Origin of the sequence: Novimethylophilus sp. (genome assembly GCF_036504375.1) — a bacterium.
GTDB lineage: Bacteria > Pseudomonadota > Gammaproteobacteria > Burkholderiales > Methylophilaceae > Novimethylophilus.
Genome location: NZ_DASXVH010000021.1, coordinates 1 through 25,275 on the forward strand (window position 1 = coordinate 1; position 25,275 = coordinate 25,275).

Annotated in this window: 27 protein-coding genes; 2 read left to right on the forward strand and 25 right to left on the reverse strand. The window is 57.0% G+C overall.

Features of this window, described 5'->3' with window-relative positions; all coding sequences use genetic code 11:
• Positions 1-58: 58 nt before the first annotated feature.
• The 16 genes from VGK14_RS01945 to rpsB form a co-directional block, all read right to left on the reverse strand.
• Positions 59-730 (reverse strand): class I SAM-dependent methyltransferase, encoded by a 672-nt coding sequence (locus tag VGK14_RS01945; RefSeq protein ID WP_331507244.1) that lies wholly within the window; start codon positions 728-730, stop codon positions 59-61.
• 96 nt (positions 731-826) lie between these two features.
• Positions 827-1,390 (reverse strand): ribonuclease HII, encoded by a 564-nt coding sequence (gene rnhB, locus VGK14_RS01950; protein WP_331507245.1) that lies wholly within the window; start codon positions 1,388-1,390, stop codon positions 827-829.
• On the reverse strand, positions 1,387-2,523 hold the full coding sequence (lpxB, locus tag VGK14_RS01955) for a lipid-A-disaccharide synthase (RefSeq protein WP_331507246.1): 1,137 nt from the start codon (positions 2,521-2,523) through the stop codon (positions 1,387-1,389). Before lpxB ends, rnhB begins: the two co-directional genes overlap by 4 nt.
• 10 nt (positions 2,524-2,533) lie before the next feature.
• Positions 2,534-3,304, reverse strand: coding sequence for an acyl-ACP--UDP-N-acetylglucosamine O-acyltransferase (gene lpxA / locus VGK14_RS01960; protein ID WP_331507247.1), 771 nt, complete (start codon positions 3,302-3,304; stop codon positions 2,534-2,536).
• 10 nt (positions 3,305-3,314) lie between these two features.
• The gene (fabZ, locus tag VGK14_RS01965; RefSeq protein WP_331507248.1) at positions 3,315-3,764 is read right to left on the reverse strand and encodes a 3-hydroxyacyl-ACP dehydratase FabZ; all 450 of its coding nucleotides are present in this window, start codon (positions 3,762-3,764) and stop codon (positions 3,315-3,317) included.
• On the reverse strand, positions 3,761-4,792 hold the full coding sequence (lpxD, locus tag VGK14_RS01970; protein WP_331507249.1) for a UDP-3-O-(3-hydroxymyristoyl)glucosamine N-acyltransferase: 1,032 nt from the start codon (positions 4,790-4,792) through the stop codon (positions 3,761-3,763). Before lpxD ends, fabZ begins: the two co-directional genes overlap by 4 nt.
• A gap of 25 nt (positions 4,793-4,817) precedes the next feature.
• Positions 4,818-5,321 carry an OmpH family outer membrane protein gene (locus VGK14_RS01975; RefSeq protein ID WP_331507250.1) on the reverse strand — a complete coding sequence of 168 codons (504 nt, stop codon included), beginning with the start codon at positions 5,319-5,321 and terminating at the stop codon, positions 4,818-4,820.
• A gap of 29 nt (positions 5,322-5,350) precedes the next feature.
• Complete coding sequence (gene bamA, locus VGK14_RS01980; protein ID WP_331507251.1) at positions 5,351-7,690, reverse strand: outer membrane protein assembly factor BamA; 2,340 nt, start codon at positions 7,688-7,690, stop codon at positions 5,351-5,353.
• Positions 7,691-7,696: 6 nt separating this feature from the next.
• The gene (gene rseP / locus VGK14_RS01985; RefSeq protein WP_331507252.1) at positions 7,697-9,052 is read right to left on the reverse strand and encodes an RIP metalloprotease RseP; all 1,356 of its coding nucleotides are present in this window, start codon (positions 9,050-9,052) and stop codon (positions 7,697-7,699) included.
• Positions 9,046-10,239, reverse strand: coding sequence for a 1-deoxy-D-xylulose-5-phosphate reductoisomerase (ispC, locus tag VGK14_RS01990; RefSeq protein WP_331507253.1), 1,194 nt, complete (start codon positions 10,237-10,239; stop codon positions 9,046-9,048). The genes rseP and ispC overlap by 7 nt, the downstream gene beginning before the upstream one ends.
• The gene (locus tag VGK14_RS01995; protein ID WP_331507254.1) at positions 10,232-11,056 is read right to left on the reverse strand and encodes a phosphatidate cytidylyltransferase; all 825 of its coding nucleotides are present in this window, start codon (positions 11,054-11,056) and stop codon (positions 10,232-10,234) included. Before VGK14_RS01995 ends, ispC begins: the two co-directional genes overlap by 8 nt.
• Entirely contained in the window at positions 11,049-11,804 is a 756-nt protein-coding gene (uppS, locus tag VGK14_RS02000; protein ID WP_331507255.1) for a polyprenyl diphosphate synthase, read from the reverse strand. Before uppS ends, VGK14_RS01995 begins: the two co-directional genes overlap by 8 nt.
• A 5-nt stretch (positions 11,805-11,809) precedes the next feature.
• Positions 11,810-12,367: a ribosome recycling factor gene (frr, locus tag VGK14_RS02005; RefSeq protein WP_331507256.1), complete on the reverse strand. Its 558-nt coding sequence runs from the start codon at positions 12,365-12,367 to the stop codon at positions 11,810-11,812.
• Positions 12,368-12,385: 18 nt separating this feature from the next.
• Positions 12,386-13,105, reverse strand: a complete 720-nt coding sequence (gene pyrH, locus VGK14_RS02010) for a UMP kinase (RefSeq protein WP_331507257.1) — start codon at positions 13,103-13,105, stop codon at positions 12,386-12,388.
• A gap of 8 nt (positions 13,106-13,113) precedes the next feature.
• Positions 13,114-13,989 (reverse strand): translation elongation factor Ts, encoded by an 876-nt coding sequence (gene tsf, locus VGK14_RS02015; protein ID WP_331507258.1) that lies wholly within the window; start codon positions 13,987-13,989, stop codon positions 13,114-13,116.
• A gap of 81 nt (positions 13,990-14,070) precedes the next feature.
• Positions 14,071-14,823, reverse strand: a complete 753-nt coding sequence (gene rpsB, locus VGK14_RS02020; protein WP_331507259.1) for a 30S ribosomal protein S2 — start codon at positions 14,821-14,823, stop codon at positions 14,071-14,073.
• A 176-nt stretch (positions 14,824-14,999) separates the two neighbouring features.
• Here rpsB and map point away from each other — a divergent pair, with 176 nt between their 5' ends.
• Positions 15,000-15,797 carry a type I methionyl aminopeptidase gene (gene map / locus VGK14_RS02025; protein ID WP_331507260.1) on the forward strand — a complete coding sequence of 266 codons (798 nt, stop codon included), beginning with the start codon at positions 15,000-15,002 and terminating at the stop codon, positions 15,795-15,797.
• 2 nt (positions 15,798-15,799) lie between these two features.
• A complete protein-coding gene (locus VGK14_RS02030; protein WP_331507261.1) occupies positions 15,800-18,361 on the forward strand; it encodes a [protein-PII] uridylyltransferase in 2,562 nt (853 codons plus the stop codon).
• Here the strand turns inward: VGK14_RS02030 and VGK14_RS02035 are convergent.
• The 9 genes from VGK14_RS02035 to VGK14_RS02075 all read right to left on the reverse strand — a co-directional run.
• The gene (locus VGK14_RS02035) at positions 18,338-18,634 is read right to left on the reverse strand and encodes an EscU/YscU/HrcU family type III secretion system export apparatus switch protein (RefSeq protein ID WP_331507262.1); all 297 of its coding nucleotides are present in this window, start codon (positions 18,632-18,634) and stop codon (positions 18,338-18,340) included. The two genes, VGK14_RS02030 and VGK14_RS02035, sit on opposite strands and share 24 nt — an antisense overlap.
• The gene (locus VGK14_RS02040; RefSeq protein WP_331507263.1) at positions 18,621-19,724 is read right to left on the reverse strand and encodes a flagellar hook-length control protein FliK; all 1,104 of its coding nucleotides are present in this window, start codon (positions 19,722-19,724) and stop codon (positions 18,621-18,623) included. The genes VGK14_RS02035 and VGK14_RS02040 overlap by 14 nt, the downstream gene beginning before the upstream one ends.
• Complete coding sequence (locus VGK14_RS02045; protein WP_331507264.1) at positions 19,721-20,083, reverse strand: DUF2802 domain-containing protein; 363 nt, start codon at positions 20,081-20,083, stop codon at positions 19,721-19,723. The genes VGK14_RS02040 and VGK14_RS02045 overlap by 4 nt, the downstream gene beginning before the upstream one ends.
• A 38-nt stretch (positions 20,084-20,121) precedes the next feature.
• A complete protein-coding gene (locus tag VGK14_RS02050) occupies positions 20,122-20,373 on the reverse strand; it encodes a hypothetical protein (protein ID WP_331507265.1) in 252 nt (83 codons plus the stop codon).
• Positions 20,374-20,389: 16 nt separating this feature from the next.
• A complete protein-coding gene (locus tag VGK14_RS02055) occupies positions 20,390-20,716 on the reverse strand; it encodes a flagellar protein FliT (protein ID WP_331507266.1) in 327 nt (108 codons plus the stop codon).
• 1 nt (position 20,717) lies between these two features.
• On the reverse strand, positions 20,718-21,176 hold the full coding sequence (fliS, locus tag VGK14_RS02060; protein WP_331507267.1) for a flagellar export chaperone FliS: 459 nt from the start codon (positions 21,174-21,176) through the stop codon (positions 20,718-20,720).
• 44 nt (positions 21,177-21,220) lie between these two features.
• Positions 21,221-23,233, reverse strand: a complete 2,013-nt coding sequence (fliD, locus tag VGK14_RS02065; RefSeq protein ID WP_331507268.1) for a flagellar filament capping protein FliD — start codon at positions 23,231-23,233, stop codon at positions 21,221-21,223.
• Between the two features lie 126 nt (positions 23,234-23,359).
• Positions 23,360-23,746, reverse strand: a complete 387-nt coding sequence (locus VGK14_RS02070; RefSeq protein ID WP_331507269.1) for a flagellar protein FlaG — start codon at positions 23,744-23,746, stop codon at positions 23,360-23,362.
• A gap of 77 nt (positions 23,747-23,823) precedes the next feature.
• The coding region (locus tag VGK14_RS02075) for a flagellin (RefSeq protein WP_331507270.1) at positions 23,824-25,275 on the reverse strand (1,452 nt) is incomplete at its 5' end.

Genomic DNA, 25,275 nt, shown 5'->3' on the forward strand with positions numbered 1-25,275 from the left:
AGCCGCTGCTTCCGCTGCGGCTGCCGCTGCCTCCAAACGCTGATCTAGCCAGACGCGGTCAAATGCGCCAGATATAAAGCGTGGAAGCGTGTAAATCCTCTGTTTCTATGACACGCTCTGGCGATTGGTCAGGGATAATGAAGGTACTGCTGACGAACAAGGTGCCGGGACGCATTTCATCCTGCACCTTCAGCCATAGCCTGGCCATCGGCACGGGCGACAAATACGCATAAACGACATCGTACTTGCCGAGATCCTCTGCCCAAAAACTACCCCAGCTCAGCTGGCAATTTTTCTGACGCAGCGCACGCAACCAGCTGATGATAAATAGAAAAGGTGCTGACTCTATTCCATGAAAATGCCCATCCGGACGGATTTTGGCTAAATGGGTCAAAACACCACCCATACCGCTGCCCAGATCGATAAACTCAAAGCTTTTGCCCGCTACCGCTGCTGGCAATAAGGAGTCCAGTGCTTGCCATACTTTCACGCTGGAAAGATATAAAGGCACTTGCGACTTGAATGTGCTCCAGTAAATTGCCAGCAGGACCAGAAATGCTGCCAGATAATAAGCAGGCAAGATTTTCAGGGATAATGCGGCCGTTAGTGCAGGAACGAACAGCAACTGAATCGGCAACCACCATCTGGCCAATCCGATGAAATAGCTCAGCATTGCAGCCACCATGCCGCAGCCAAAAGCGAACTGCAACGGCGCTGCTGTCCATTCCATGAAATGCGCCGTCTGCCGTACCGCAAGATATGCGGCACCCTGTATGGCAAAGGCGATGGCCGCCGGCGGAAGCCTGACCCTACGCCCGAACATGGCCTACCTCAACAAATCCCTGACGGGAGCAAAGCTGCATCGATGCACAGGAGAAACCCCGTGGACGGACAATGCAGCCAGATGTTCCGGCACCGGATAGCCCTTGTGGCGATTGAATCCGTAATGAGGATAGATGTCGTGCAACCGCAGCATATCTGCGTCCCGCGCAGTTTTTGCCAAGATGGAGGCAGCCGAGATTTCCGCCACCTTGCTATCCCCCTGCACGATTGCCCGCGACTGATATGCAGTCTCGGGACAATGCAGCCCGTCTACCAGAACTTCATGAGGAGCCAGCCCCAAACTCTCGACCGCGCGCTTCATTGCCAGCAGGCTGGCCCGCAGGATATTGATGGCATCGATCTCCTGCACGCTGGCCTGGGCGACACTCCAGGCCAGGGCACGCTCCTTGATCAGCAAGGTCAACTCATCACGTTTTTTTTGGGAAAGCTTTTTAGAGTCGGCAAGCCCCTTGATGGGGCGCGCTGGGTCGAGAATTACCGCCGCCGCAAACACCGCGCCTGCAAGTGGGCCGCGCCCGGCTTCATCCACTCCGCAAACGAGCATCATGACACTTGGGCAAGCACAACGTCGGCGGCTTTTTCACCGGCATTCTGCCGCAATTGCGTGTGAATCTCGGTAAATTGCGAGCGGATGGCTGCCACCTGCTCCCGGTTGCAAATCATCTTTAGCAACTCCTCGGCCAGCGCCTCCGGAGTGGCCTTGTCCTGCAGCAGCTCCGGCACTACGCTGCGTCCGGCCAGGATGTTGGGCAAGCCGACCCAAGGCAGATAGCCCATGCGCTTCATCAATGCCCAGCTCCACCGCGACATGCGGTAGGCGATCACCATCGGGCGCTTGAGCAAGGCAGCCTCCAGCGTGGCGGTTCCGGAAGCGACAATGATTCCATCCGCAGCCGCCATTGCCATGTGGGCATGGCCGAACAGCAGCTTGAACGACAGCTCTTGCGCATTGTTACGATAAATTGCCTGCTCGAACTTGCGGCGCGTTTCGCGCGTAATCAGCGGCACCAAGAACTGCGCATCCGGAATTTCCTTGGCGATATGCAACGCGGCCTTGACGAACAGATCGGCCATGCAGTCCAGTTCGCTCTGCCGGCTGCCCGGCAATAAGGCAATCACCGTTCCCGGCTGCGTGATTTTCAGTTCGGCGCGGGCGGCTTCGGCATCATGTTCCAGCGGAATGATATCGCCCAGCGGATGCCCCACATAAGTTGCCGGAATGCCGGCTTCGTCGTAAAGCGCTTTTTCAAAGGGAAACAGGCACAAGACGTGGCCGGCTGCGCGCCTGATTTTCTTGATACGGCCATGGCGCCATGCCCAGATCGACGGACTGACATAGTGCAGGGTTTTGATGCCGCGCCGGCGCAACATTTTTTCAAGACCGAGGTTGAAATCGGGGGCATCGATACCGACAAACAGATCGGGCGGATTCTTGATGAAATGCCGCGCCAGTTCACGGCGCATGCGCAACAGGCCCCAGTAATGACGCAACACTTCAAAATAGCCGCGTACCGCCAGGCGTTCCATCGGATAAAGCGACTGCGCCCCTTCAGCCATCATTTTGGGTCCGGCAACCCCGATAAACTTAATATCGGGACGACGCTGTTTGAGGGCCGCGATCAAGTGACTGCCGAGCAGATCGCCAGAGGCTTCTCCGGCTACAATTCCTATTGTTGGCATAGTGCAAAAACTAGCGAATGATACCGCGCGTTGAAGTCATCAGAAACTCCAACAGAATATCGAGGTCTGCAGCGTCTTCGCGCTGCTCATCCAAAGCCGCCCTGGCCTCTTCGAGCGTCAGGCTGGCTCGGTACAGGGTTTTGTAGGCACGCTTGATGGCGGCAATGCGCTCGGCGGAAAAGCCGCGGCGCTTCAGCCCTTCCGCATTGATACCATGCGGCGAGGCGTCGTAACCGGATGCCGTAACGTAAGGCGGCACATCCTTGAATATTACCGAACCCACGGCGGTGATGACGTGGGCGCCGATTTTGCAGAACTGGTGCACCAAGGTGAATCCGCCCAGAATCGCATAGTCGGCAATATGCACATGGCCGGCCAATGAGGAGTTGTTGGCCAGAATAGTATGGTCGGCAACCTGGCAGTCATGTGCGATGTGCACATAGGCCATGATCCAGTTATCATTGCCGATGCGGGTAGTTCCGGCATCCTGTACCGTGCCGCGATTGAACGTGCAGAATTCGCGTATGGTATTGTTGTCGCCGATTTCCAGGCGCGTCGCTTCGCCGGCATATTTCTTGTCTTGCGGGGCCGCGCCGAGCGAGGCGAATTGATAAATCCGGTTATTCTTGCCGATGGCCGTCGGCCCTTCGATCACAACATGCGCTCCGACACGGGTGCCGGAAGCGATCGTGACTTCCGGCCCGATGACAGAATAGGCACCGATTTCGACGTCTGACGCCAGTTCGGCCTTGGTATCGATGATTGCTGTGGGATGAATCATGCGAACCGTTTCACTTGATCATCTTGAGCGTACAGAGCAGGTCAGCCTCAGCCACTACTGCGTCCTCCACCAGGGCCTGGGCGGAATATTTCCAGATTCCGCGCATGATACGATCTATTTTCACCTTGAGGATCAGCTGGTCTCCCGGAGACACGGGCTTCTTGAAGCGGACATTGTCGATGCCGGCGAAGTAGTACACGGAATCATCCGACGGCTTGCTGTTCATGGTCTTGAAAGACAGAATCGCGGCGGCTTGAGCCAGCGCCTCCACGACCAGTACGCCTGGCATCACCGGATAATAGGTGAAGTGGCCGGGGAAAAAAGGTTCATTAATGGTGACGTTCTTGACCGCAGTGATTTCTTTGCCTTCTTCCAGGGATATGACGCGATCCACCAGCAAGAAAGGAAAGCGATGCGGCAGATAATTGAGTATTTCGTGGATATCCATGCTGCTGCTCATGCCTTGCTCTCCTTCAGTTCGTTCAGATCATTTTCAAGCCGGGCGATACGTTCGACCAATGCATCAAGATGACGAACATGTGCCGCAGTTTTCAACCATTCCTTATGCGCCTGGAATGGCATAAGCGCGGTATAAGTTCCCGGCTTGGCTATTGAGCGCGTAATCATGCTGCCTGGCGATATCGTCACGTCATCGGTAATTTCCAGGTGTCCAAGTATCATCGCCGCACCGCCAATCCTGCAGTGTTTGCCGATCCGGGCGCTACCCGCTATCCCTGCACAGCCGGCGATCACCGTGTGTGCGCCAATATGACAATTGTGGCCGATCTGGATGAGGTTATCGAGTTTGACGCCCTCCTCGATAATGGTGTCATCCAGCGCTCCGCGGTCAATCGTAGTGTTGGCCCCGATTTCGACTTCATCGCCAATGCAGACGCGCCCTACCTGGGGAATTTTCACCCAGCGGCCGCTATCTTCCGCATGGCCGAAGCCATCCGCACCTATGATTGCGCCGCTGTGGACGATGCAGCTTCTGCCGATGCGGCAGCCGTGATAGATTACGCAATTCGCATGCAGGCGGGTCATTGCGCCGACAGTTACATCATCGCCGATATAACATCCCGGTCCGACAATTACCCCTTCCCCCAAGGATGCGCCATTGCCTATCACGGCATGCGCTCCGATACTGGCGTTTTCCGGAACTACGGCAGTTTCGGCAATACTGGAAGTGACATCGACGCCAGCCGGCGTTGCCAGTTCCGGATTCAGCAATGCGGAAACTCTGGCGTAATAAGCGTAAGGATTATCGGTGATGATACGCGGCAAACCGGTAGCCTCCGCATAACGCGGAGGCAGCAATACCGCACCTGCACCGGTTGTAGCCAATAATGAGAGGTAGCGAGCATCGGTCAGAAAGGCAAGCTGGTCGGCGCCGGCGCTTGCCAAGGAAGCCACCTGCCTGACAATGACGCCGTTGTCGGCCCGTACCTCCCCGCCAAACCGCGCAGCGATTTCAGGCAGGGTAAACATCACTTCTGGAAGCCGTCGGAACGGCTTATTTCTTGCCCAGGGATTTCAGCACCTTATCGGTGATGTCTGCTTTCTTGCTGGCATAGGCCACACCGCTATATACCACCAAGTCATAGCCCTCGGCTTCGGCAACCGCAGTAACGGCTTTGTTGATACGATCCTGCAACGAGCTCAACTCTTCATTCTTGCGCAGATTGACGTCTTCGCGCATTTCGCGTTGCTTGCGCTGGAATTCGATCTTGATATTGGACAGGTCGCGCTCCTTGTTGCGGCGGTCGGTCTCGGACATCGTCAAGCTGTCCTTGTCGAGCGATGCTTCATGATCCTTGATCTGCTTGGCCATGCGCTCCAATTCCTGCTGACGTCCGCTGAATTCCTTCTCCAGCTTCTTGCCGCTCTCCGCAGTTTGGGGTGCATCTTTCAGGATTTGCTCCACATTTACAAAGCCGATCTTGATCTCGGCTGCCGTCACAGTTCCCACGGCAAATGCAAGGCTACCAATCAATAACAGTTGCAACAGTTTATTCAATTAGATTCTCCTGAAAATTACGTAATAATTTAGAATTGCGAGCCAAGCTGGAACTGCAGCATCTGCGTCTTGTCGCCGGATTTGTCGTTCAGCGGTTTTGCCAGCACCAATTTGATCGGACCAAACGGCGAGTACCAGCTCACGCCCATACCGGCGGAAAAGCGCAGGCAATCGCTGGCGCCCGAGCAGGCTATCGTACTGCTATCCGTCCCGCCCCATACCGTGCCGCCATCGAGAAACGCGGAAAGTTTCAACTGCTTGTTATCCTTGAGGCCGGGCACCGGAAAAAACAGCTCGGCATTGCCCACCACCCGGCGCGTGCCACCGATGGCAAAATCCCTGGAGGTCCCGGTATCGAATGCGCGCGGCCCAATGGAACTGGTGTCGTAGCCACGTACGGAGGAAACTCCCCCCGCATAGAAATTTTTGAAGAATGGCAGCTCGTTCCCGCCATATCCGCCACCGATGCCAGCTTCGCCATTGAGCATTAACGTGAAGTTTTTGGTGAAGTCTTTATACCAGGTATGCTGGTAGGAAATTTTGTAATATTCCTGATCCAGTCCGGGCAAGCCAAGCTCGGCATTCAATCGCTGCAAAACGCCACGGTTAGGATACAGGATATTGTCCCGGGTATCGTGCGCCCAACCCAAGTCAGCGCGTAACAGCGTATTATCGCAGCCCAAGCTCTTGCCGGCCGCGATGTCCGCTACAGTATTATTACAGTAATCCAGATAGCGCTTGGAACTGGTATTTTTCAAATCCAGCGACGTATAATCGAACGTCAAGCCAAAACTGACGCTATCCCGTTCATTCAGAGGTACCCCGAAGTTCATGCCGGCGCCGTAGGATGATGTTTTATATGTTCCCACATCCAGCGAGCTGGAATCCACATCCTTACGGTAGATGTTAAAACCCCGACTCACGCCATCCGGCGTGAAATAGGGATCGGTATACGATAGCGAGTAAGTGGTATTCACCTTGCCGGTATTAACCTGCGCGCTAACATGATTGCCGGTGCCGAGGAAATTGGCCTGGTTGATCGTCACACCCAGCACCACGCCTTCCGCGCTGGACAGGCCGGCCCCGAACATCACGCTACCGGTGGATTTCTCAGTCACGTTGACATTGACGTCGACCTGATCTGTCGTCCCCGCCACTGCCGGGGTTTCCACGTTAACATCAGAAAAATAACCGAGCCGATCAAGGCGCTGCTTGGAGCGCTCGATCTTGCTTGCAGAGTACCATGCAGACTCCAGCTGGCGCATTTCGCGACGCAACACGTCATCCCGCGTACGGGTGTTGCCGGTGAGGTTGATCCGGCGCACATAGACGCGACGGCCCGGATCGACGAAGAAGGTAAAGGCAACCTTGCGTTTTTCCTTATCCACCTCGGGTACGGCATTAATATTGGAAAAAGCATAGCCTTCGTCGCCCAACCGGTCACCGACCGCTTTGGAGGATTCGGTGATCTTTTGACGGTTGAACATTTCACCCGTCTCCACGGTGATCAGTTTACGCAACTCATCTTCCGGCACCAGCATCTCGCCCGCCATCTTGATGTCGGAAACGGTATATTTTTCGCCTTCGGTGATACTGATGGTGATGTAAATGTCGCGTTTGTCCGGCGTGATGGAAACCTGGGTGGAATCGATGCTGAAATCCATGTAACCCTGGTTCATATAGAACGAGCGCAAGGCTTCCAGGTCTGCGGAAAGTTTCTGCTTGGAATATTGGTCGTCCTTGCTCCACCAGCTCATCCAGTTGGGCGTGGTGAGATTGAACTGCTCCAGCAACTGGCTTTGCTCGAACGATTGATTGCCGACGATATTGATGGCTTTGATTTTAGCGACCTGACCTTCTTCGATATCGAAGCGGATAGCCACGCGATTGCGCTCCATCGGCGAAACGACCGTCTTGATCTTGGCGCCGTACTTGCCTTGCGACAGGTACTGGCGCTTGAGTTCCTGCTCCGCCTTGTCCAGCATGGAACGGTCGAAGATCAGCCCTTCGGACAGGCCGATCTGTTTCAGCCCTTCCTTCATTTTATCGCTGGGAAAAGCCTTGTTGCCGGAAAAAGAGATTTGCGAAATGGCCGGACGTTCCTGCAGCATCACTACCAGCACGCCACCATCCTGCTCCAGCCGCACATCCTTGAAAAAACCGGTGGAGAACAGCGCCTTGATGGCTTGCGCGGCCTTGTCGTCATCCATGGTTTCGCCGACCTTGACCGGCAAATAGTTGAATACCGTGCCGGCCTCGGTGCGCTGTATGCCTTCGACACGAATATCCTTCACGACGAAAGGCTCCATGGCAAGAGCGGAGACAGCATAAAGCGAGGAAACAAGGAAAGGAAGAATGCGTAACTTCATATTGTTCTAGCCCGTTATGATACGGTTGAAATCGTTATACAGTGCAATCGTCATAAGCAGGCCAAGCAACGCCAAGCCGACCCTCTGCCCGATTTCCATGGTGCGCTCGGAAACCGGGCTTCCCTTCAAAATCTCGACGATATAATACATCAAATGGCCGCCATCCAACACGGGCACCGGCAGCAAATTGAGTACGCCCAGACTGATGCTGACCAAGGCCAGAAAACCCGCGAAGGCTTTCCAGCCGAGATGAGCCGTCTGTCCCGCGATACTGGCAATCGTCACGGGGCCGCTGATGCCTTTCCACGACATCTGCCCCATCACCATGCTGCCCAGCATTTTCAGGCTGAATACGGAAGTGTCCCAGGTCTTACCGGCAGCTCGTGTAAAAGCGGCGAAAGGTGGATATCTGACCTCGACCATATATTTTTGCAGCTCGGCCTCTTCCATGCGGTAGGCCGCGCCAATCTTGCCCACCGTCAGACCGTTCTCCCGCACGCTATCCGGGGTGATCCTGAGTTTTATATTTTTGCCTTGCCGCAGGACATCCAATTGCAACGTTTTACCGGCGCTGGCCCGCACCTGCCGCACAAAAACCTCCCATCCCGCCACCGGCACGCCGTCGACAGCAACAACATTGTCACCCTCCATGAGGCCATCGCGCTGGGCTGCACCGCCTTTCAAAACTTCGCCTACGCGCGCCGGTATTTCCGGCGAAACCGGATTGAAACCCAGCTTGCCCAGCATGTCCCCCTCCAGATCGTCGGCGTTCAAGCCGCGTAAATCCAGCCGGTGCAGATGCGTTTCATTGCGCGCGCTAATCGCCTCGATGTTGGCGGTACCGTTTTTCAACGCTTGCCGCAACAATGCCCAGCGCACGTCCTGCCAAGTCTGCACCGCAACGCCGTTGACTTTGGTAATGATCTCTCCGGGTATCATGCTTGCCTGCGCAGCGGATGTTGCGGCGGGAATTTCGCCCATCATGGGCTTCATGCCGGTGATGCCGCTCATGAATAACACCCAGTAAATTACGATGGCCAGTAGCAGATTGGATAATGGCCCGGCGGCGACAATAGCGATGCGTTTCCATACCGGCTGACGATTGAACGCCCGTTCCTGCTCGGGTTCCGGCACCGGCGCTTCGCGCTCATCCAGCATCTTGACGTAGCCGCCCAGCGGAAAAACCGCGATCACGAACTCGGTGCGATCCTCGCCAAAGGTTCTGGTATACAGGGGCTTGCCGAAACCGACGGCGAAACGCAGCACTTTGACGCCGCACCAGCGGGCAGCCTGAAAATGGCCGTACTCGTGCACCACGACCAATATACCCAGCGTCACCAGAAACGCAAGCAGCGTCAGCACGCTGTTTTCCTTTCCAGCCAGTCCTGCGCGGTCAGGCGCGCAAGGGTATCGGCTTTGACGACGTCTTCCAGGCTATGCACGGGATGAGTACCGATCTCTTCCAGAACACGCTCGATCAGGCGCGGAATATCCACGAACGCGAGCCCGTTATCAAGAAACGCCTGCACCGCGATCTCGTTGGCGGCATTCAGCGTCGCCGGTGCAGTGCCTCCTTTTTCCAGCACTTCAAAAGCCAGACGCAGGCAGGGAAAACGCGCAGTATCCGGTCGCTCGAAATCCAGCTGCCCGGTGGCGAATATGTCCAGCGGCGCCACACCGCTGGCGAGCCGTTCCGGCCAACCAAGCGCATGAGCGATCGGCGTACGCATATCAGGATTGCCAAGTTCGGCCAGCACCGACCCGTCGTTGTACTGCACCATCGAATGAATCACGCTCTGCGGGTGGATCACCACTTCAATTTGTTCCGGTGCCGCACCGAACAACCAGTGCGCCTCGATCACTTCCAGCCCCTTGTTCATCAGTGTGGCGGAATCGATCGTGATTTTCGGCCCCATCACCCAGTTGGGATGGTTGAGCGCCTGTTGCGGCGTCACATGCGCCAGTTGCTCCTGCGTGAATTTGCGAAATGGTCCGCCGGACGCGGTCAGCAATATCTTGGTAACGCCTGAAGGCTCCAGACTGGCGAAATCGCGCGGCAGGCACTGGAAAATGGCATTGTGCTCGCTGTCGATCGGCAGCAGCGTCGCTTCGCCTTGTCGCACCGCCTGCATGAACAGACCGCCCGACATGACCAGAGTTTCCTTGTTGGCCAGCAGCACCTTTTTGCCCGATGACGCGGCGGCGAGCGACGGCTGCAAGCCTGCCGCGCCGACAATCGCGGCCATCACCGTATCCACTTCGGGGTGTGCCGACACCCGTTCCAGGGCGTCGAGGCCGCATAGCACCTCGGTATCTTCCAGACCTTGCGCGCGCAAACCGGATTCCAGCTGCTCGGCGGCAAGCACATCCAGCAGCACCGCATAGCGCGGCCGGAAACGGCGGCACTGTTCCAGCAGCGGCTCGAACCGGCTGTTGGCGGTCAACGCATAGGCGCGAAACCGCTGCGGATGGCGCGCAATGACGTCCAGGGTGTTGACGCCTATGGTGCCGGTGGCACCGAGCACGGTGATGTTCTGCACCTTATTCATGGAAAGCCGCGTAATACAGGGGGAAATGCAGATAAAGCGCGGCCAGCGGAAGGGTCGAAGTCAGGCCGTCCACGCGGTCCAGAATACCGCCGTGTCCGGGCAGTATGCCCCCGCTGTCCTTGAGCCCCGCCTGACGTTTAAGCAGAGACTCGAAAAGATCGCCGATGATGCTCAATACCATCAGTAACAGCAAACCGATCACCAGCCACAGGCTGATATCGAACATCAGGCTCAGCGCGAGGCCGTATAGGGTTACCGCAACGGCCGCACCCGCGACGCCCTCCCAGGTTTTCCCCGGGCTGATTTCCGGAGCCAGCTTGTGCCGGCCGAATGCCTTGCCGGCGAAATAGGCCGCGCTATCGGCGATCCATACCACCATCACCACCCCCAATACCAGCCACGGACTCACTTTGCGCAGATACACCAGCGCCAGCCATGCCGGCAGCAGCACGACCGCTCCGGCAATAGCCAATAGCGATTTATGGCGGACCTTGTAATGCGCCAGCAGCCACGCCGGCACCATGCCCAGCCAGAAAGGGGCGGCAGCCAGCATCGCCCAGAACAGTACATGCCGCTGCACAGCCGGCATCGCGCCTTGCCACAAGTCCGGCAGCAGGGCAATGCCTACCACCAGCGTGACGCCGGCAAAGATATATTGATATCTGACCGGAAAATTTGTCAGACGTGCCCATTCCCAAGCGCCTACCACAATAACAGCCAGCATCAGCAATGCCCAGTAAAAGTCCGGCAGGCCAAACAATGCCGCCAGAAAAACCGCGAGCAGGAAGAACGCAGTGAACAGTCGGGTCTTAAGCATTCCGGGTCAACTGCTCGCTGGTGCGGCCGAAACGCCGTTCGCGTTGACGGTAGGAATCGACCGCGAGCCGAAAGGCCTCACGGTCGAAATCCGGCCACAGGGTATCGGTGAAATACAGTTCGGTATAAGCCAATTGCCATAACAAAAAATTGCTGATGCGCTGCTCGCCGCCGGTACGGATGAACAAGTCAGGCTCCGGCGCGTAATGCATGGAAAGAAAAGGTGCCAAATCCTGCTCGCTAAAAGATGACGTTTTTTCAGGATGCGCATGCAGCATGCGCTGCATCGCCTGCATCATATCCCATCGCCCACCGTAATTGGCGGCGATAGTGAGCGTCAGGCGTTTGTTATGTTCGGTGAGTTTTTCTGCAGCATGGATTTCCTTGAGCAACAAAGGATCGAAGCGCGAACGATCGCCTATCATTACCAGGCGGATTTGATTCTCGTGCAGCTTGGCCGCCTCGCGTTTCAGCGCTTCCATGAACAGCCCCATCAGGAACTTCACTTCATCCGGGGGACGGCGCCAGTTTTCACTGCTGAAGGCAAACAGGGTTAAATACTCGACGCCGAGATCGATGCATTGCTTGACCACATCGCGCACCGTTTCGACGCCGCGCTTGTGCCCCATGATGCGCGGCATGAAACGCTTTTTCGCCCAGCGTCCATTGCCATCCATGATCATGGCAACGTGGCGGGGTACGCTGGACGCCTCGGGAATATCCTGCGTTGAACTGGAGAAAAGAGCCAAGGGCGTCAGACCGCCATCAGGTCGGCTTCCTTGGCCTGCAAGGCCTTGTCGATTTCGGCGACAAACCTGTCGGTAAGCTTCTGGATTTCGTCCTGGGCGCGACGCTCTTCGTCCTCGCCGATTTCCTTGTCCTTGAGCAGCTTTTTGAGCGCTTCGTTGGAATCGCGGCGTACGCTGCGCACCGCCACCTTGGCGCTTTCGGCCTCGCCGCGCACGACCTTGATGAGGTCCTTGCGGCGCTCTTCGGTGAGCGCCGGCATCGGCACGCGGATCACGTCGCCGTTGGTGGAGGGGTTGAGGCCGAGGTCAGCGTCGCGAATGGCCTTTTCGACCTTGGCGATCAGGTTTTTTTCCCACGGCTGCACAGTAATGGTACGTGCGTCAGCCAGATTGATATTGGCCACTTGATTGATCGGCATCAGGCTGCCGTAATAATCCACCTGCACATGATCGAGGATGCCGGTATGGGCACGGCCGGTGCGCACCTTGCCGAGGTCGATCTTGAGTGCATCAAGAGACTTCTGCATTTTTTGTTCGGTGGACTGCTTGACGTCATTGATCATTTAACACCTCTAACTGAATCAAGGAGAAACGAGCGTTCCCTCGTCCTCACCCATCACCACGCGCTTGAGCGCGCCCTGCTTGAAAATGCTGAACACGTTGATCGGCAGCTTCTGGTCACGACACAGGGTCAGCGCCGTCGCATCCATCACTTTCAGATTCCGCACGATAGCTTCGTCGAAAGTCAGCGTCTTGTAGCGCATCGCATCGGGATGCGTCTTCGGATCTTCGGTATACACGCCGTCCACCTTGGTGGCCTTGAGCACGATGTCGGCGTTCATTTCCATACCGCGTAATGCAGCTGCGGTATCGGTGGTGAAAAACGGGTTGCCGGTACCGGCGCCGAAAATCACCACCTTGCCCTCTTCCAGATAACGCATCGCCTTGCCGCGAATATAAGGCTCGGCGACCTGCTCGATGGTCAATGCCGATTGCACGCGGCTCACCAGATCGACGCGGCGCATCGCATCCTGCAACGCCAGCGCGTTCATCACGGTCGCCATCATGCCCATGTAATCCGCGGTGGCACGGTCCATTCCGGCTGCAGCCGGAGCCACGCCGCGGAAGATGTTGCCACCGCCTATCACTACCGCCACCTGCACACCAAGATCGACGACCTCCTTGACCTCGGCCACTATGCGTTCGATGGTTTCGCGATTAATGCCGTAACTGTCGCTGCCCATCAGGGCTTCGCCGGACAGCTTGAGCAGGATACGCTTGTAAGCGGGAGCAACAGTCATAGGAGTTATCAACCCTTGGCTGCGGCAGCCACTTCGGCTGCGAAGTCGGTCACGATCTTTTCGATGCCTTCGCCGACGACGAACATCGAGAAGCCGGCCACGCTGGCACCCCTGGACTTGAGCAATTGCTCGATGGTCTGCTTGTCGTCCTTGACAAACGGCTGGTTCAGCAAGGTCACTTCCTTGAGGAATTTCTGCACCGTGCCGTCGGCGATCTTTTCCAGCATCGCTTCGGGTTTGCCGGCTTCGCGCGCCTTTTCAATTGCAACGCGACGCTCGGTGTCGATCAGGTCCTGGGAAACGCCGGTGGCGTCCAGAGACTTCGGCTTGGCCGCGGCGACATGCATCGCGATATCCTTGGCCAGCGTTTCGTCGCCGCCCACCACGTCCACCACCACGCCGATCTTGCCGCCATGCACATAGCTCGCCAACTTGCCTTGGGCATCGAACTTGACGAAACGGCGAATCGTCATGTTCTCGCCGATCTTGCCGACCAACTGGGCGCGCACTTCGTCCACGGTGGAGTCGCCGATCTTCAGTGCGGACAGCGCTGCCACGTCGGCGGGATTGTGCCTGGACACCAGTTCGGCCGCATTGCGGGTCAGCGCCAGGAAATCGTCGTTCTTGGCGACGAAATCGGTCTCGCAGTTCACTTCCACCATCGCGCCTTGCTTGCCGTCGGCGCCGATGTAAATGCCTACGGTACCTTCGGCGGCAACGCGGCCGGCGGCCTTGCTGGCCTTGTTGCCGAAGCGTACGCGCAAGATTTCCTCGGCGCGAGCCATATCACCTTCGGCTTCGGACAGCGCCTTCTTGCAGTCCATCATCGGTGCATCGGTGCGCTCGCGCAGATCCTTCACCATGCTTGCGGTAATTTCCGCCATGCTATTACTCCTTGAAAATCTTCAATTAAAGCAAAATTACGGTATAAAAAAAGGGGCGAGACGCCCCTTTTTGGGAAGCTCTTACTTCGCCGCGCCCTCTTCGACCTCGACGAACTCTTCTTCCGGTGCCACCATCTTGACGACTTCGGCCAGGCTTTGCGCACGGCCTTCGAGCACCGCATCGGCAACGCCGCGGGCATACAGCGTGATGGCGCGGCTGGAGTCATCGTTACCCGGAATGATGTAGGTCACGCCGTCGATGCTGTTGTTGGTGTCGACCACGCCGATCACCGGGATACCCAGCTTGCCGGCTTCGGTCACCGCGCCGGACTCATGGCCAACGTCGATGATGAAAATGGCGTCAGGCAGGCCGCCCATGTCCTTGATGCCGCCGATGGAGCGTTCCAGCTTTTCCATTTCGCGTTTGAGGTTCAGCGCTTCCTTCTTGCTGACGCGCTCGATGCTGCCGTCCGCCACCATGGCTTCGTAATCGCGCAGGCGCTTGATGGATTGCTTGACGGTCTTGTAGTTGGTGAGCATGCCACCCAGCCAGCGATGGTTGACGTAGGAGCAGCCGGCACGGACGGCTTCTTCCTTGACGATGTCGCGCGCCTGGCGCTTGGTGCCGACAAACAGGATACGACCCTTGCTGGCCGCGACCTGACGCACATACTTGAGCGCATCCTCGAACATCGGCAGGGTTTTTTCCAGGTTGACGATATGAATCTTGTTGCGGTCGCCGAAGATGAACGGGGCCATCTTAGGGTTCCAGTAGCGGGTCTGGTGGCCGAAATGGACGCCCGCCTCCAGCATTTGACGCATGGTTACTGACATTTTAATCTCCTGTAAGGGTTAGATCCTCCATACGCCGCAGCAACCCGGCATTAATCCGGGCACCCTGTACGTGGCGCATGTGTGAATTGCCTTCTCTTCATGAAAAGGCCGCGTATGTTAACATAAGCACCCGTTCCCATTCAAGGCGGATCAACGTTTACCGCCTGTTATGCGTCATGGCCATCACCATCAAGAATTCGCAGGACATCGAAAAAATGCGCATTGCCGGCCGACTGGCCGGCGAGGTGCTCGATTACGTTACCCCGTTCGTCAAGCCAGGGGTGACCACTGAAGAATTGGACAAGCTCTGCCATGACTACATGGTGCACGAGCAGGGCTGCATTCCCGCGCCGCTCAATTACGCCCCGCCCGGCCACCGCCCCTACCCCAAGTCGATCTGCACCTCGATCAACCACCAGGTCTGCCACGGCGTGCCGGGCGACAAGAAGCTGAAAAACGGCGACATCGTCAACCTCGACATCACGACCATTAAAGATGGCTACCACGGCGATACCAGCCGGATGTTCTGCGTCGGCGAGCCATCCATCCAGGCCAGGAGGTTATGCGAAATCACCCATGAATGCATGTGGCTGGGGATACAACAGGTCAAACCCGGTGCGACGCTGGGCGACATCGGCCATGCGATTCAGGTATTCGCGGAAAAAAGTGGCTATTCGGTGGTCCGCGAATTTTGCGGCCACGGCATCGGCAAGAAATTTCACGAAGACCCACAGGTGCTGCATTATGGCAAACCGGGCACCGGGCTCAAACTGCAAACCGGCATGATCTTCACCATTGAGCCCATGATTAACGCAGGCAAGCGCGATATCCGCCAGCTGGGCGACGGCTGGACCATCGTCACCAAAGACCATAGCCTCTCCGCCCAATGGGAGCACACCATACTGGTGACAGATGACGGATATGAAGTGCTCACCATTTCCGCAGGCAGCCTCCCCAGTCCGCTGGCCGGCTAATCATGCAGCCCGCTGCCGTACAGACCCAGACAGCAGCATTCTGGCGCAGCCAGCTTCAGACCGGCCGCAAAAACCTGCGCCGGGATTTCGAGAAAACCGGCGATACCATACACCTGTTGCACGGCCAATGCCGCCTCGTGGATGCCCTGCTGCGCGAAGTCTGGGTGCAGTTCAGCCTGCCGCCCGACTTTTGCCTGATCGCGGTGGGAGGGTACGGGCGCGGCGAGCTGTTTCCACAATCCGACGTGGATATTCTTTTTCTGCTGCCTGAAGGCCGGGAGGCGGCACTGGAATCCGTGCTGGAAAAACTGGTCGGGCTGTTCTGGGATGTCGGCCTTGCGATCGGGCATAGCGTGCGCACCCTGCCGGAATGCCTGGAAGAAGCCAGGAAAGATGTCACCGTGCTGACCAACCTGATGGAAGCGCGTCTCTTGGCGGGAAGCCGGAGAGCTTATCGCGAATTTACCAGGGCAGTTGCAACGGTGCTGAATCCTTCCGTATTTTTTGAAGCCAAACTGCGCGAACAAACCCGGCGGCATAACCGCTTCAACGATACCGCCTACAATCTGGAACCCAACCTGAAAGAGAGTCCGGGCGGGCTGCGCGACCTGCAGAACATATTATGGGTTACCCGCGCCGCCAGCCTGCCGGCCTCCTGGAACGGCCTGGTTAAAAGCGAGCTGATCAGCGCGCAGGAAGCCCGCCGGATCCGCAGCAACGAACGGCTGCTGCAGGACCTGCGCATCCGTCTGCATTACCTCTCCAACAGGCGCGAAGACCGGCTGCTGTTCGACCACCAGGATACGCTCGCGCGCGAACTGGGCATGAAGCGCAGCGAGCATCTGATGCAGCGTTTTTATCGCAGCGCGCGCTTCGTCAGCCTGATGAACGAAATCCTGCTGCAATCGCTGAAAGAAAAAATCGCAGCGAGCGATATTGCCCCGGTTGTGCTCGGTAAGAATTTCCAGGCGCGCGGCAAATTGCTGGAAAGCCGCTCATCGGATCTGTTCCAGCGCAATCCGGCAATGATCCTGCAATGTTTTCTGACACTGCAGCAGCATCCGGAGCTGTCCGGGATCAGCCCCGCGACCATACGCGCGCTATGGCAGGCACGGCATAGTATCAATGTCGCGTTTCGCGCCGATGCCGGCAACCGCAAACGCTTCATGCAAATCCTGCGGGCACCCGTCGGTATATTGCATACGCTGCGCCGCATGCACCGCTACGACATCCTGGGCCGCTACATTCCGGCGTTCGGGCGCATTACCGGGCAGATGCAGCACGACCTGTTCCACGTTTACACGGTCGACGAACATACGCTGAACGTATTGCGCAATCTGCGTCGCTTTTCAGTCACTGCCCACGCGCATGAGTTTCCGCTCTGCAGCCGTCTGTTCGGCGAATTCGAAAGGCCGGAAGTGCTTTACCTAGCCGTGCTGTTCCATGATATCGCGAAAGGGCGCGGCGGGGATCATTCGACATTGGGGGCGCAAGATGCGCAGGATTTCTGTCGACGGCATGACTTGCCCGGGCAGGACCATGAACTGGTCGCGTGGCTGGTGCAAAATCATCTGGCCATGTCTGCGACCGCCCAACAGAAGGATATCGGCGATCCGGAAGTAATCGCAGCCTTTGCAGAAAAAATGGGGAACGCGCGCCATCTCAATGCGCTTTATCTGCTGACGGTGGCCGATATCCGCGGCACCAGTCCCGGCGTATGGAATGCGTGGAAAAGCCGGTTGCTGGAAAACCTCTACCATGCCGCGTTGCGCCAGCTTCACGGTGACCAGGTGGATATTGAAAACGAGATAGCCGACAAGCAGACAAAAGCGCTTGAAATCCTGAATTGTTACGGCATTTCCAAGCTCGCCTGCCAGCCGTTATGGGAAAAGCTGGACGACATCTATTTTCAGCGCTTGGAAGCCAAGGAAATCGCCTGGCAAACCAGGCTGCTGCTCACCCATGTAGAAACCGCACAACCCATTGTCCGTACCCGCTTATCGCCGGCCGGCGATGGCATCCAGGCGATGATTTACGCTCGCGACCGGGACGACCTGTTTGCGAGAATCTGCGGTTTTTTCGAACGGCTGGGCTATAACATCGTCGAGGCCCGCATCCATACCACACGGCACGGCTACGCGCTGGATAGCTTTCTGGTGCTGGACGAAAGCGATCGTTCGGTACGCTACAGCGACCTCATCGCCTATATCGAACGTGAATTGACCGCCAAACTCACTGCCGCCACGCCGCCCGAACCGCCGCTGGACGGCCGCATCAGCCGCAGGCTCAAGCATTTTCCGATCGCTCCGGAAGTCAGCGTCAAACCGGAGGGGAAATCAGCCTGCCATGTGCTATCCCTTGTTGCCGGCGACCGGCCCGGCCTGCTTTCGCACGTTGCGCATATTCTGCTGAGGCACGGCGCCAGCCTGCATGCAGCCAGAATCAACACGCTGGGAAACCGCGCAGAAGATATGTTTGTTATTTCAGGCAGAAACGGACAGGCGCTGCCACGAGAGTCGGCGCGCCAGATCGAACAGGATTTATTGGGGCTGCTGCAGGGGTAACCCTGTCTGGCCGTGCTCCAGCCGGTATAGCCAGGCCAGCAGTTCGGCCACCGCAATGTAGAGTTCCGGCGGAATATGCTGATCGAGATCCACCTGCATCAGCAGAGAGACCAGTTCCGGCGATTCGTGCACGTAAACCCCGGCCTCGCGCGCTTTCTCAATAATGGCCTCCGCGAGCAGCCCACGTCCCTTGGCGGTCACGCGCGGAGCGCTGGTGCCGGCCTGATAGGCCAGCGCTACCGCAGTGAGTTGGCGCGGCTTAGGTTCTGCCATCTTCGCGCACCGTCAGGCCCGCCACTTTAAGCCCGGAAGCCTCCATGGAAACTGCCAGCCGGCTGGCGTCGCCGCGTAACAGCGCTGCGCTATCACCCCGTTCCGCGACCATTTCTATGCGAACGCCGCTGGCTGCAATAGCCAGGCGCGCGGTTACTCCGCCCAAGCCAGGCAGTACCAGATGCAGTCTGGTGCGCCACTGCGATTCATCTTCATCGGCGGTCGCGTGGCGAGATTCGTCTTCCTCGATTCTCCAGTCCATCTCCTGCCCCGGCCATACCTGCCCTTGCCATACGATCTGTCGCGTATCCAGGGTTTCCAACTGCTGATGCACCAGGGGGGCGGCTTGCGGATGCACCAGATCCCGCGGCAGGTTCGCTCCAGTACTGGAATCATGTTGTCCCAGCCCCTGCATCAATGGCAAATTTCCGACTGCATCGGCCAGAACTCCTCCCTTGGGAAAAGATGGCGCCAGGCCAGGCTGACCGTCTGCCTGGCTTTTTTGCAGCGGATCATTCGCCCCCGGGAGGCGCGCCTGCGGTTCTTGCAGAAGAGCAGTCAAGCTGCGCTCACCAGTAACCCACTGGGCCTGATGGGATTCGTAGAACAAGCCGCTTTGAGATACCGCCGCGCGCAAGGCGGCGGCGAAATCCTGCATGGCAGCCGGAGCGCCAGGCAACACCACAGCGGAGCGCGCCAAAGCGGAGGTTCCGCCATTTTCCGTATTGCCGCGCTGCAGCAACGCACCGAGGAATTTTGCCGTCTCACTCAAGCTGACGCCGCTATTGGAAGGCAGGGCTCTTTCCATATCCTGCGACATCGCAAACGTCAGGCGCGGCGAAGAAGTGAGATAGGTCAGCTCCAGTTTCTGGCCCGGCTCCGCATTGCGCGGCAAGTTCATATCCAGGATCTGCTCTTCAACCTGAACCTGAAACCGCCCATTGGGAAGGCTGGCGATGACGAAGGCCGGCACGCGCTGCCCAGGCGTCCACTGCGGGGTCTCTGCGGGGCTTTGCGCGACCTCGATCAACGGCGGCGCCGAAGTCTTTACCAGCAGCGCCAGTTGGTTCTGGATGTCGTTGTGTATCATCGTTTCTGCATTGAAACGATCAGTTCAGCTTCGCCACGTGAAATACCGCACTCTTCGGCAAGCCGCTTGGCATCATGCCCATGGCGAGCCATCAGGATGGCACGGTTGTAGGGAGTATCCTCCTCATCTCCGCCACCCGCCTTGATGCTTGATTCCAGCCGCGCGACCCGTTCACGCAATGCCTCCAGCTCACGGCGCAGCTCTGCCTCGGCTTTTTTTTCCTGAATCATACCCAGCCAGCGCGGCTTGCGCAGGCTGCCGCTGGCACGCATCACCAGCAGCATTTCGGCGATATAAACGGCGAGAACGACGGCAATGACAAGCAACAGCTCACGCCAGGTAATGACAATTGCTTCCAATGCAAGCTCCGTACATCAATGTCGATGATGTTATCACATCAGGCATACCCATCTATATGATGGCTATCGTCTGAGGGTTTTTCCTTGGGCGGTTTTTCGGGTGCGATTGGCGGGCGCCTGCGTTGCCGGCGTTTATGCAGTTCTTCTTCCCAATATTCCATGGCTTTGGAATCGCCATGTCCAGGAAGAATGGGCATCGAATGCCCCGGGCCGCGTACCGGGTCGGTTGCTGCCGAGTATTCGTGTAAGGTCAAATAATCCATCATTGGGTTGCCGTCCAGTTGATCCACGAACCCAATCCAAGGATTATGGACCGTACGCCTGCGATAGCTTGCGTTCGGTGTCGATACTGCCCAGCAATTGATGAAGCTCACCACTCCATAAGACCGTCAAAGCACGAGTTTCAGTATCCATTGCCAAAATTGAATTGATCAGCCCAAGCACTTGTTCTGCGATCGAATCCGGAATTGCGCCTCGATTTTTTTCGGCCATCATGTTTGACAACACAGAAGCTCGCTGGTTTTCCAGATCGATCAATACTTCCCATTCCCCGCGCTGCGCAGCTACCAGCATTTGCCGGGACAGTCGCGCCGCCGCTTCGTAAGTTTGTACGACCGGATCGGTTTGTGCCATATCAGGCTTTGCCGTAGCTCATGGACGGCCGCGCCGCAACCGCTTCTGATTCCTTGGCGATAGGCGTATTAAGATGAGGCTGCCGGCCAATACCCTCCCAGGCGCTTTTGAGTTCACCCAGCAAACGGGCCACCTCGTCCACTCCCTCCGCATCGTTTTTCAGATTGGCCATCAGCAGGCGATTGCTCATGTATTCGTACAATGCCCTCAGATTGCCTGCCAGTTCGCCTCCAGCCTCCTCATCCAGGCTGACGCCCAATCCGTCATCGATAATCGCGATCGCCTTGGAGATCGAAGCCCCTTTTGCCGCCACGTTGCCTTGCTGCATGTGAACCTTGGCATGAGAAAGCGCGAGGATCGCACCATCGAAAAGCATCATGATCAGCTTGTGCGGATTAGCATTGCCAATACTGGTTTCAAGGCCAATTTGCGAATAGGTATTCAATGCATTACGTGACATTGCATTCATGTATGTTTTCTCCGGAATCGGGTTTTGCCTGGGTATCAACTTAATTTTGGCAGGCTGGCCAACTGCTGAGTCAAGAAGCTACTGGTTTGCGTCATACGGCTCATCAGGGTATCCAGCGCGGTAAACTGCTTTCTGTAGCGGGCTTCGACATCCACCAGGCGCCGGTTCAGCACATCCCGCCTGGAGCCGATATCCTTGATGCTGCGGCTGATGCCATCCGTGCGATTGTTCAGAATCCCCTTGCTGTCCAGGACTTTGGACAGCAGCTTATCGAGCTGATCGGCATAGCCCCGGGAGAAGTTCACATTGCCACGGCTTCCTAGCGCCCCCCCGGTGACAAGAAGTCTCAATCCTTCGCTGGCGTCGCCGACGGCTCCTTTCAGATATTGACCTGAGCCTGATGCAGTTACGCCATTAATCTTGCCTGCGACATCCAAGCCCACGGTAGAGGTTGGGATTGCCCCCAGGAGATTTGTCGCACCGTTGCCGAAAACCGTGACATTCGAAGTCGATCCATAACCGTTCGAGGTAATACTAAACGTGCCCGCAGACTGGGTTACGGCTACCGAAATGCCTGCGCCCGAAAATGCGGAAGCGCCATTGATCTTGGATTGGACTTCCGTCGCCAACGTTGCCGCGGTATAGGTGTTGGCAGAAAGGGTAATCGCAGCCGTCACGCCGTTCACCGTTACGCTCAGCGCATCATTGACGCCGGCTGTGATCGTGAGCCCTGCCGCGGCTGAACCGACAACCTTGCCCTGGGTTGCCAGTTGGGTAATATTGACGGCATAAATGCCCGCCTTGGTCGCCGAAGTCGAATCGACGTAACTGATCAGGCTGTCGCTGGCCTTGCCTATCGCGGCAAAAACACCCGCGATGTCTGCAAAATTGTTGTCCATCGCTTTTTGAAGCTTGACTGAATCAAGCGCCAGAGTGCCGTCTTTCTGGAAAGAAACGCCCAGCTGGGAAAGCGTGGTCAAAGCGCCGCCGCCCGGTAGTGCCGTGTTGAGCACCGAGCGCAACTGGCGCTGGATCGACTGTACGGTAAATTCTCCTTGCAGAATTGCAGCCTGCTTGGTATCTGCGTTATAGGCACTGGAGTCTTTCAAGTTCTTGCTCACAGTGTTGTAGGCTTTTACGAAATTCTGCACCGCCGACTGTACCGATGACGTATCCCGTGCAACCGATATCTTGGTCGTTCCCACTGCCAGCGCATTCAATGTCACGCCACTGATGACGTCGGTAATACTGGTGCTGGCCTTGCTGACGAATACACCATCCACCGTCATCTCGGTATTTTGCGCGGTGACGGTTTCCTGCAAACGCTGTGTTGCGGCGGGGTCGTGCGCCAGCAATGTGGAAATTGTCGCGTCGCCGCTCACGCTAATCTTGAGGCTGCTGGCGCTGCCCGATTTTTCAGCGGACAGCACCAGACGGTAAGGCGATGCGCCTCCGTCATTGATGATCGAAGCCCTGACGCCGATTCCCGCGCTATTGATCGCGTCGCGTATCCCGGCTAACGAATTATTGGTGGAATTGATGGTGACGGTCTTGATGCCGGAGCCGCTGCTGGCAAAAGTAGCGCCGGTGTAAGTTCCCCCTGCGCCGGTTGCCGGAACATAAGCGCTGAATGTACCGCCGCTAATGGTGCCGAAATCGAAGGTTAATGTTGTACTGGTGCCCGCCCCGATTGCGCTGGTGCTGCTTGCCTGCCCTGCGGCAATTAATTTCTGTGATTGCGCCAGCTTGGTAATATTAATGGCGTAGTTTCCCGCAACGGCGGTACTGCTCGCCGATGCGGAAGCGATGGTGGCATCGGCAGGCGTTGCCTTGAGCCCCATAAACTGGGATGCATCCAGCAGTCCCCGCACCGAAGACTGAAAGGAAGACAACGCGCCTTTCAATGTACCATAGGCAGTCAATCGCGCCTGATATGCAGCCTCCTTGGCATTCAGCAATGTCACCGGCTGCTTTTCCAGTTGCATCAACTGCGAGACGATGGCATTGACGTCCAGATTGGAACCGATGCCAGGGGATGAAAGTGCCATTTTATCGCTCCAGAATAAATTCTTGTTTCCAGATTATCGGCTCAATCGAGAACTTCTTGAAGCCCTTCCGAACGAATTTTAACTAAATTGGACATATCGCCAATTTATTCCGTTCATCGGAGATTGTCAGACTTTATCTTTTACCAACAAGCCCTTGAGCTGATCAAGCGCCTTGGCTATCGCAATGACTTCCTTGGAGGGAATCTGACGGATTACCTCATTGCTGTCGGAATCGACTACTTTGATCACGCTGATATCGGTATCTTCATCCACCGAAAACTCAAGATTGCTTGATATGATTTTGACCGCATGATTCAGGTCGTCGACCATATTTTTCAGCACGGATACATCCACCGTATTACCGACTGGCTGCACAGCCTGTGAAAGCAACTCGACATTTGCAGCAGAGGCATTAGCCACCTCCGTCGAAACGATGCGCCGTTGAGAGCCTGCATCACTAGAATGCGACTGCGACGGCACATGGCCAACCGAATCACGTAGAGAAACCTGCATTTTATTTCTCCTCTCAAAAGCAGAATTCCTGGTCAGGAGCGAACCCCCAACCAGGAATGGTCATGCCAGCTACCTTCTTACCTCAACAAGCTCAGCACCTGGTTGGGCAGCGCGTTGGCTTGCGCCAGCATCGCCACACCAGCCTGTTGCAGAATCTGCGCGCGGGTCAGGTTGGCGGTTTCCGCCGCGAAGTCCGCATCGCGAATCCGGCTACGCGCGGAGGATATATTCTCCGTGGTCGTTTGCAGGTTGGTAATGGTCGCCTGGAAGCGGTTTTGCAGCGCACCGTAAGCGGAGCGTTGGCCGTTGATGGTGGTCAGCGCCTGGTCGGCAATACGCAGAGCTTGCGTCGCACCCACAGCGGTGGTGATATCGATGGTCGAAACAGCCTGCAGCGATGCAGCAACCGTTCCACTGGCAGCCAAAGCGGCACCGAACGCGCCGGAGGTCAGTGCAACACCGGTACTGACCAGCGAATACGATTTGTCCGAGTCCAGACTGACTTGCCCACCGATAGTAAGATTACCGGCAGTTGTCGCCGCCAGCGTAACGCCACCAGCCGTGATGCTGCCAGCCGCCCCGGCAGTATCAGCAGCAGTAAGGTTGATATTGTAGCCGTCAGACTGGGTCAGAACGATGCCGGTATTGCCGGTATTCAGCCTGGCAGTAACACCTGTCGCGCCCGCCGCATTATTAAATGCAGAAACCGCTTGCGAGAGATTGTTCGCACCGGACGTGCCGCCGATCGCAAAGGATACTGTCGCCGCGGTAGAAGTATTGGAGCCAAACACGCTCAGCGAGAAGCTGCCGGATGCGCCAAAAGTCAGCGTGGTTTCGGTAAATGCCGCAGCTTGCACGCCAGTCTGGCTTTGCGCATTAACGGCAAGAGCCACATCACGGGCAGAAGCCGAAACCGCCAGGTTACCGGTAGCACCGCTCGCCGCCGCGCCCTTGACGGTGAGGCCGCCAGCCGTGCTCACTACCGAGCCCGTTGCGCCGGTACCGGTCACGTCCGTGCTCGAAGCAGCTACGCTACGCGTTCCTTGCGTACCCACTTCATAAGCACCGTATTGGGTAGTCAGGAAGTTGGCGGTCGTTGCGGTGATGGTTTGGTTGGCATTGGCGCCGACTTGATACACTGCGGAACCGAATGTGCCGTCGAACAGCTTCTGGCCGTTGAAGTCGGTGGAACTTGCGAAACGGTTCAGCTCTTGGTTCAGCTGCGCCGCTTCCTGATTCAGCGCCTGGCGGTCGGAAGCGGTATTGGTTGCGTTGGCCGACTGCACAGCCAGTTCACGAATACGCTGCATCAGGTTGCCCATCTGCTCCATCGAGCCTTCGGCCGTCTGTGCCAGTGACACGCCATCGTTGGCATTGCGTCGCGCCTGATCCTGGCCGCGGATTTGGGTGGTAAAACGTTCAGAAATTGCCAGACCTGCGGCATCATCCTTGGCGGAATTAATCCGCAAGCCGGAAGATAGACGCTGCAACGCGGTCGTCAGCGCGCTCTGACTGGAGTTCAACTGCCG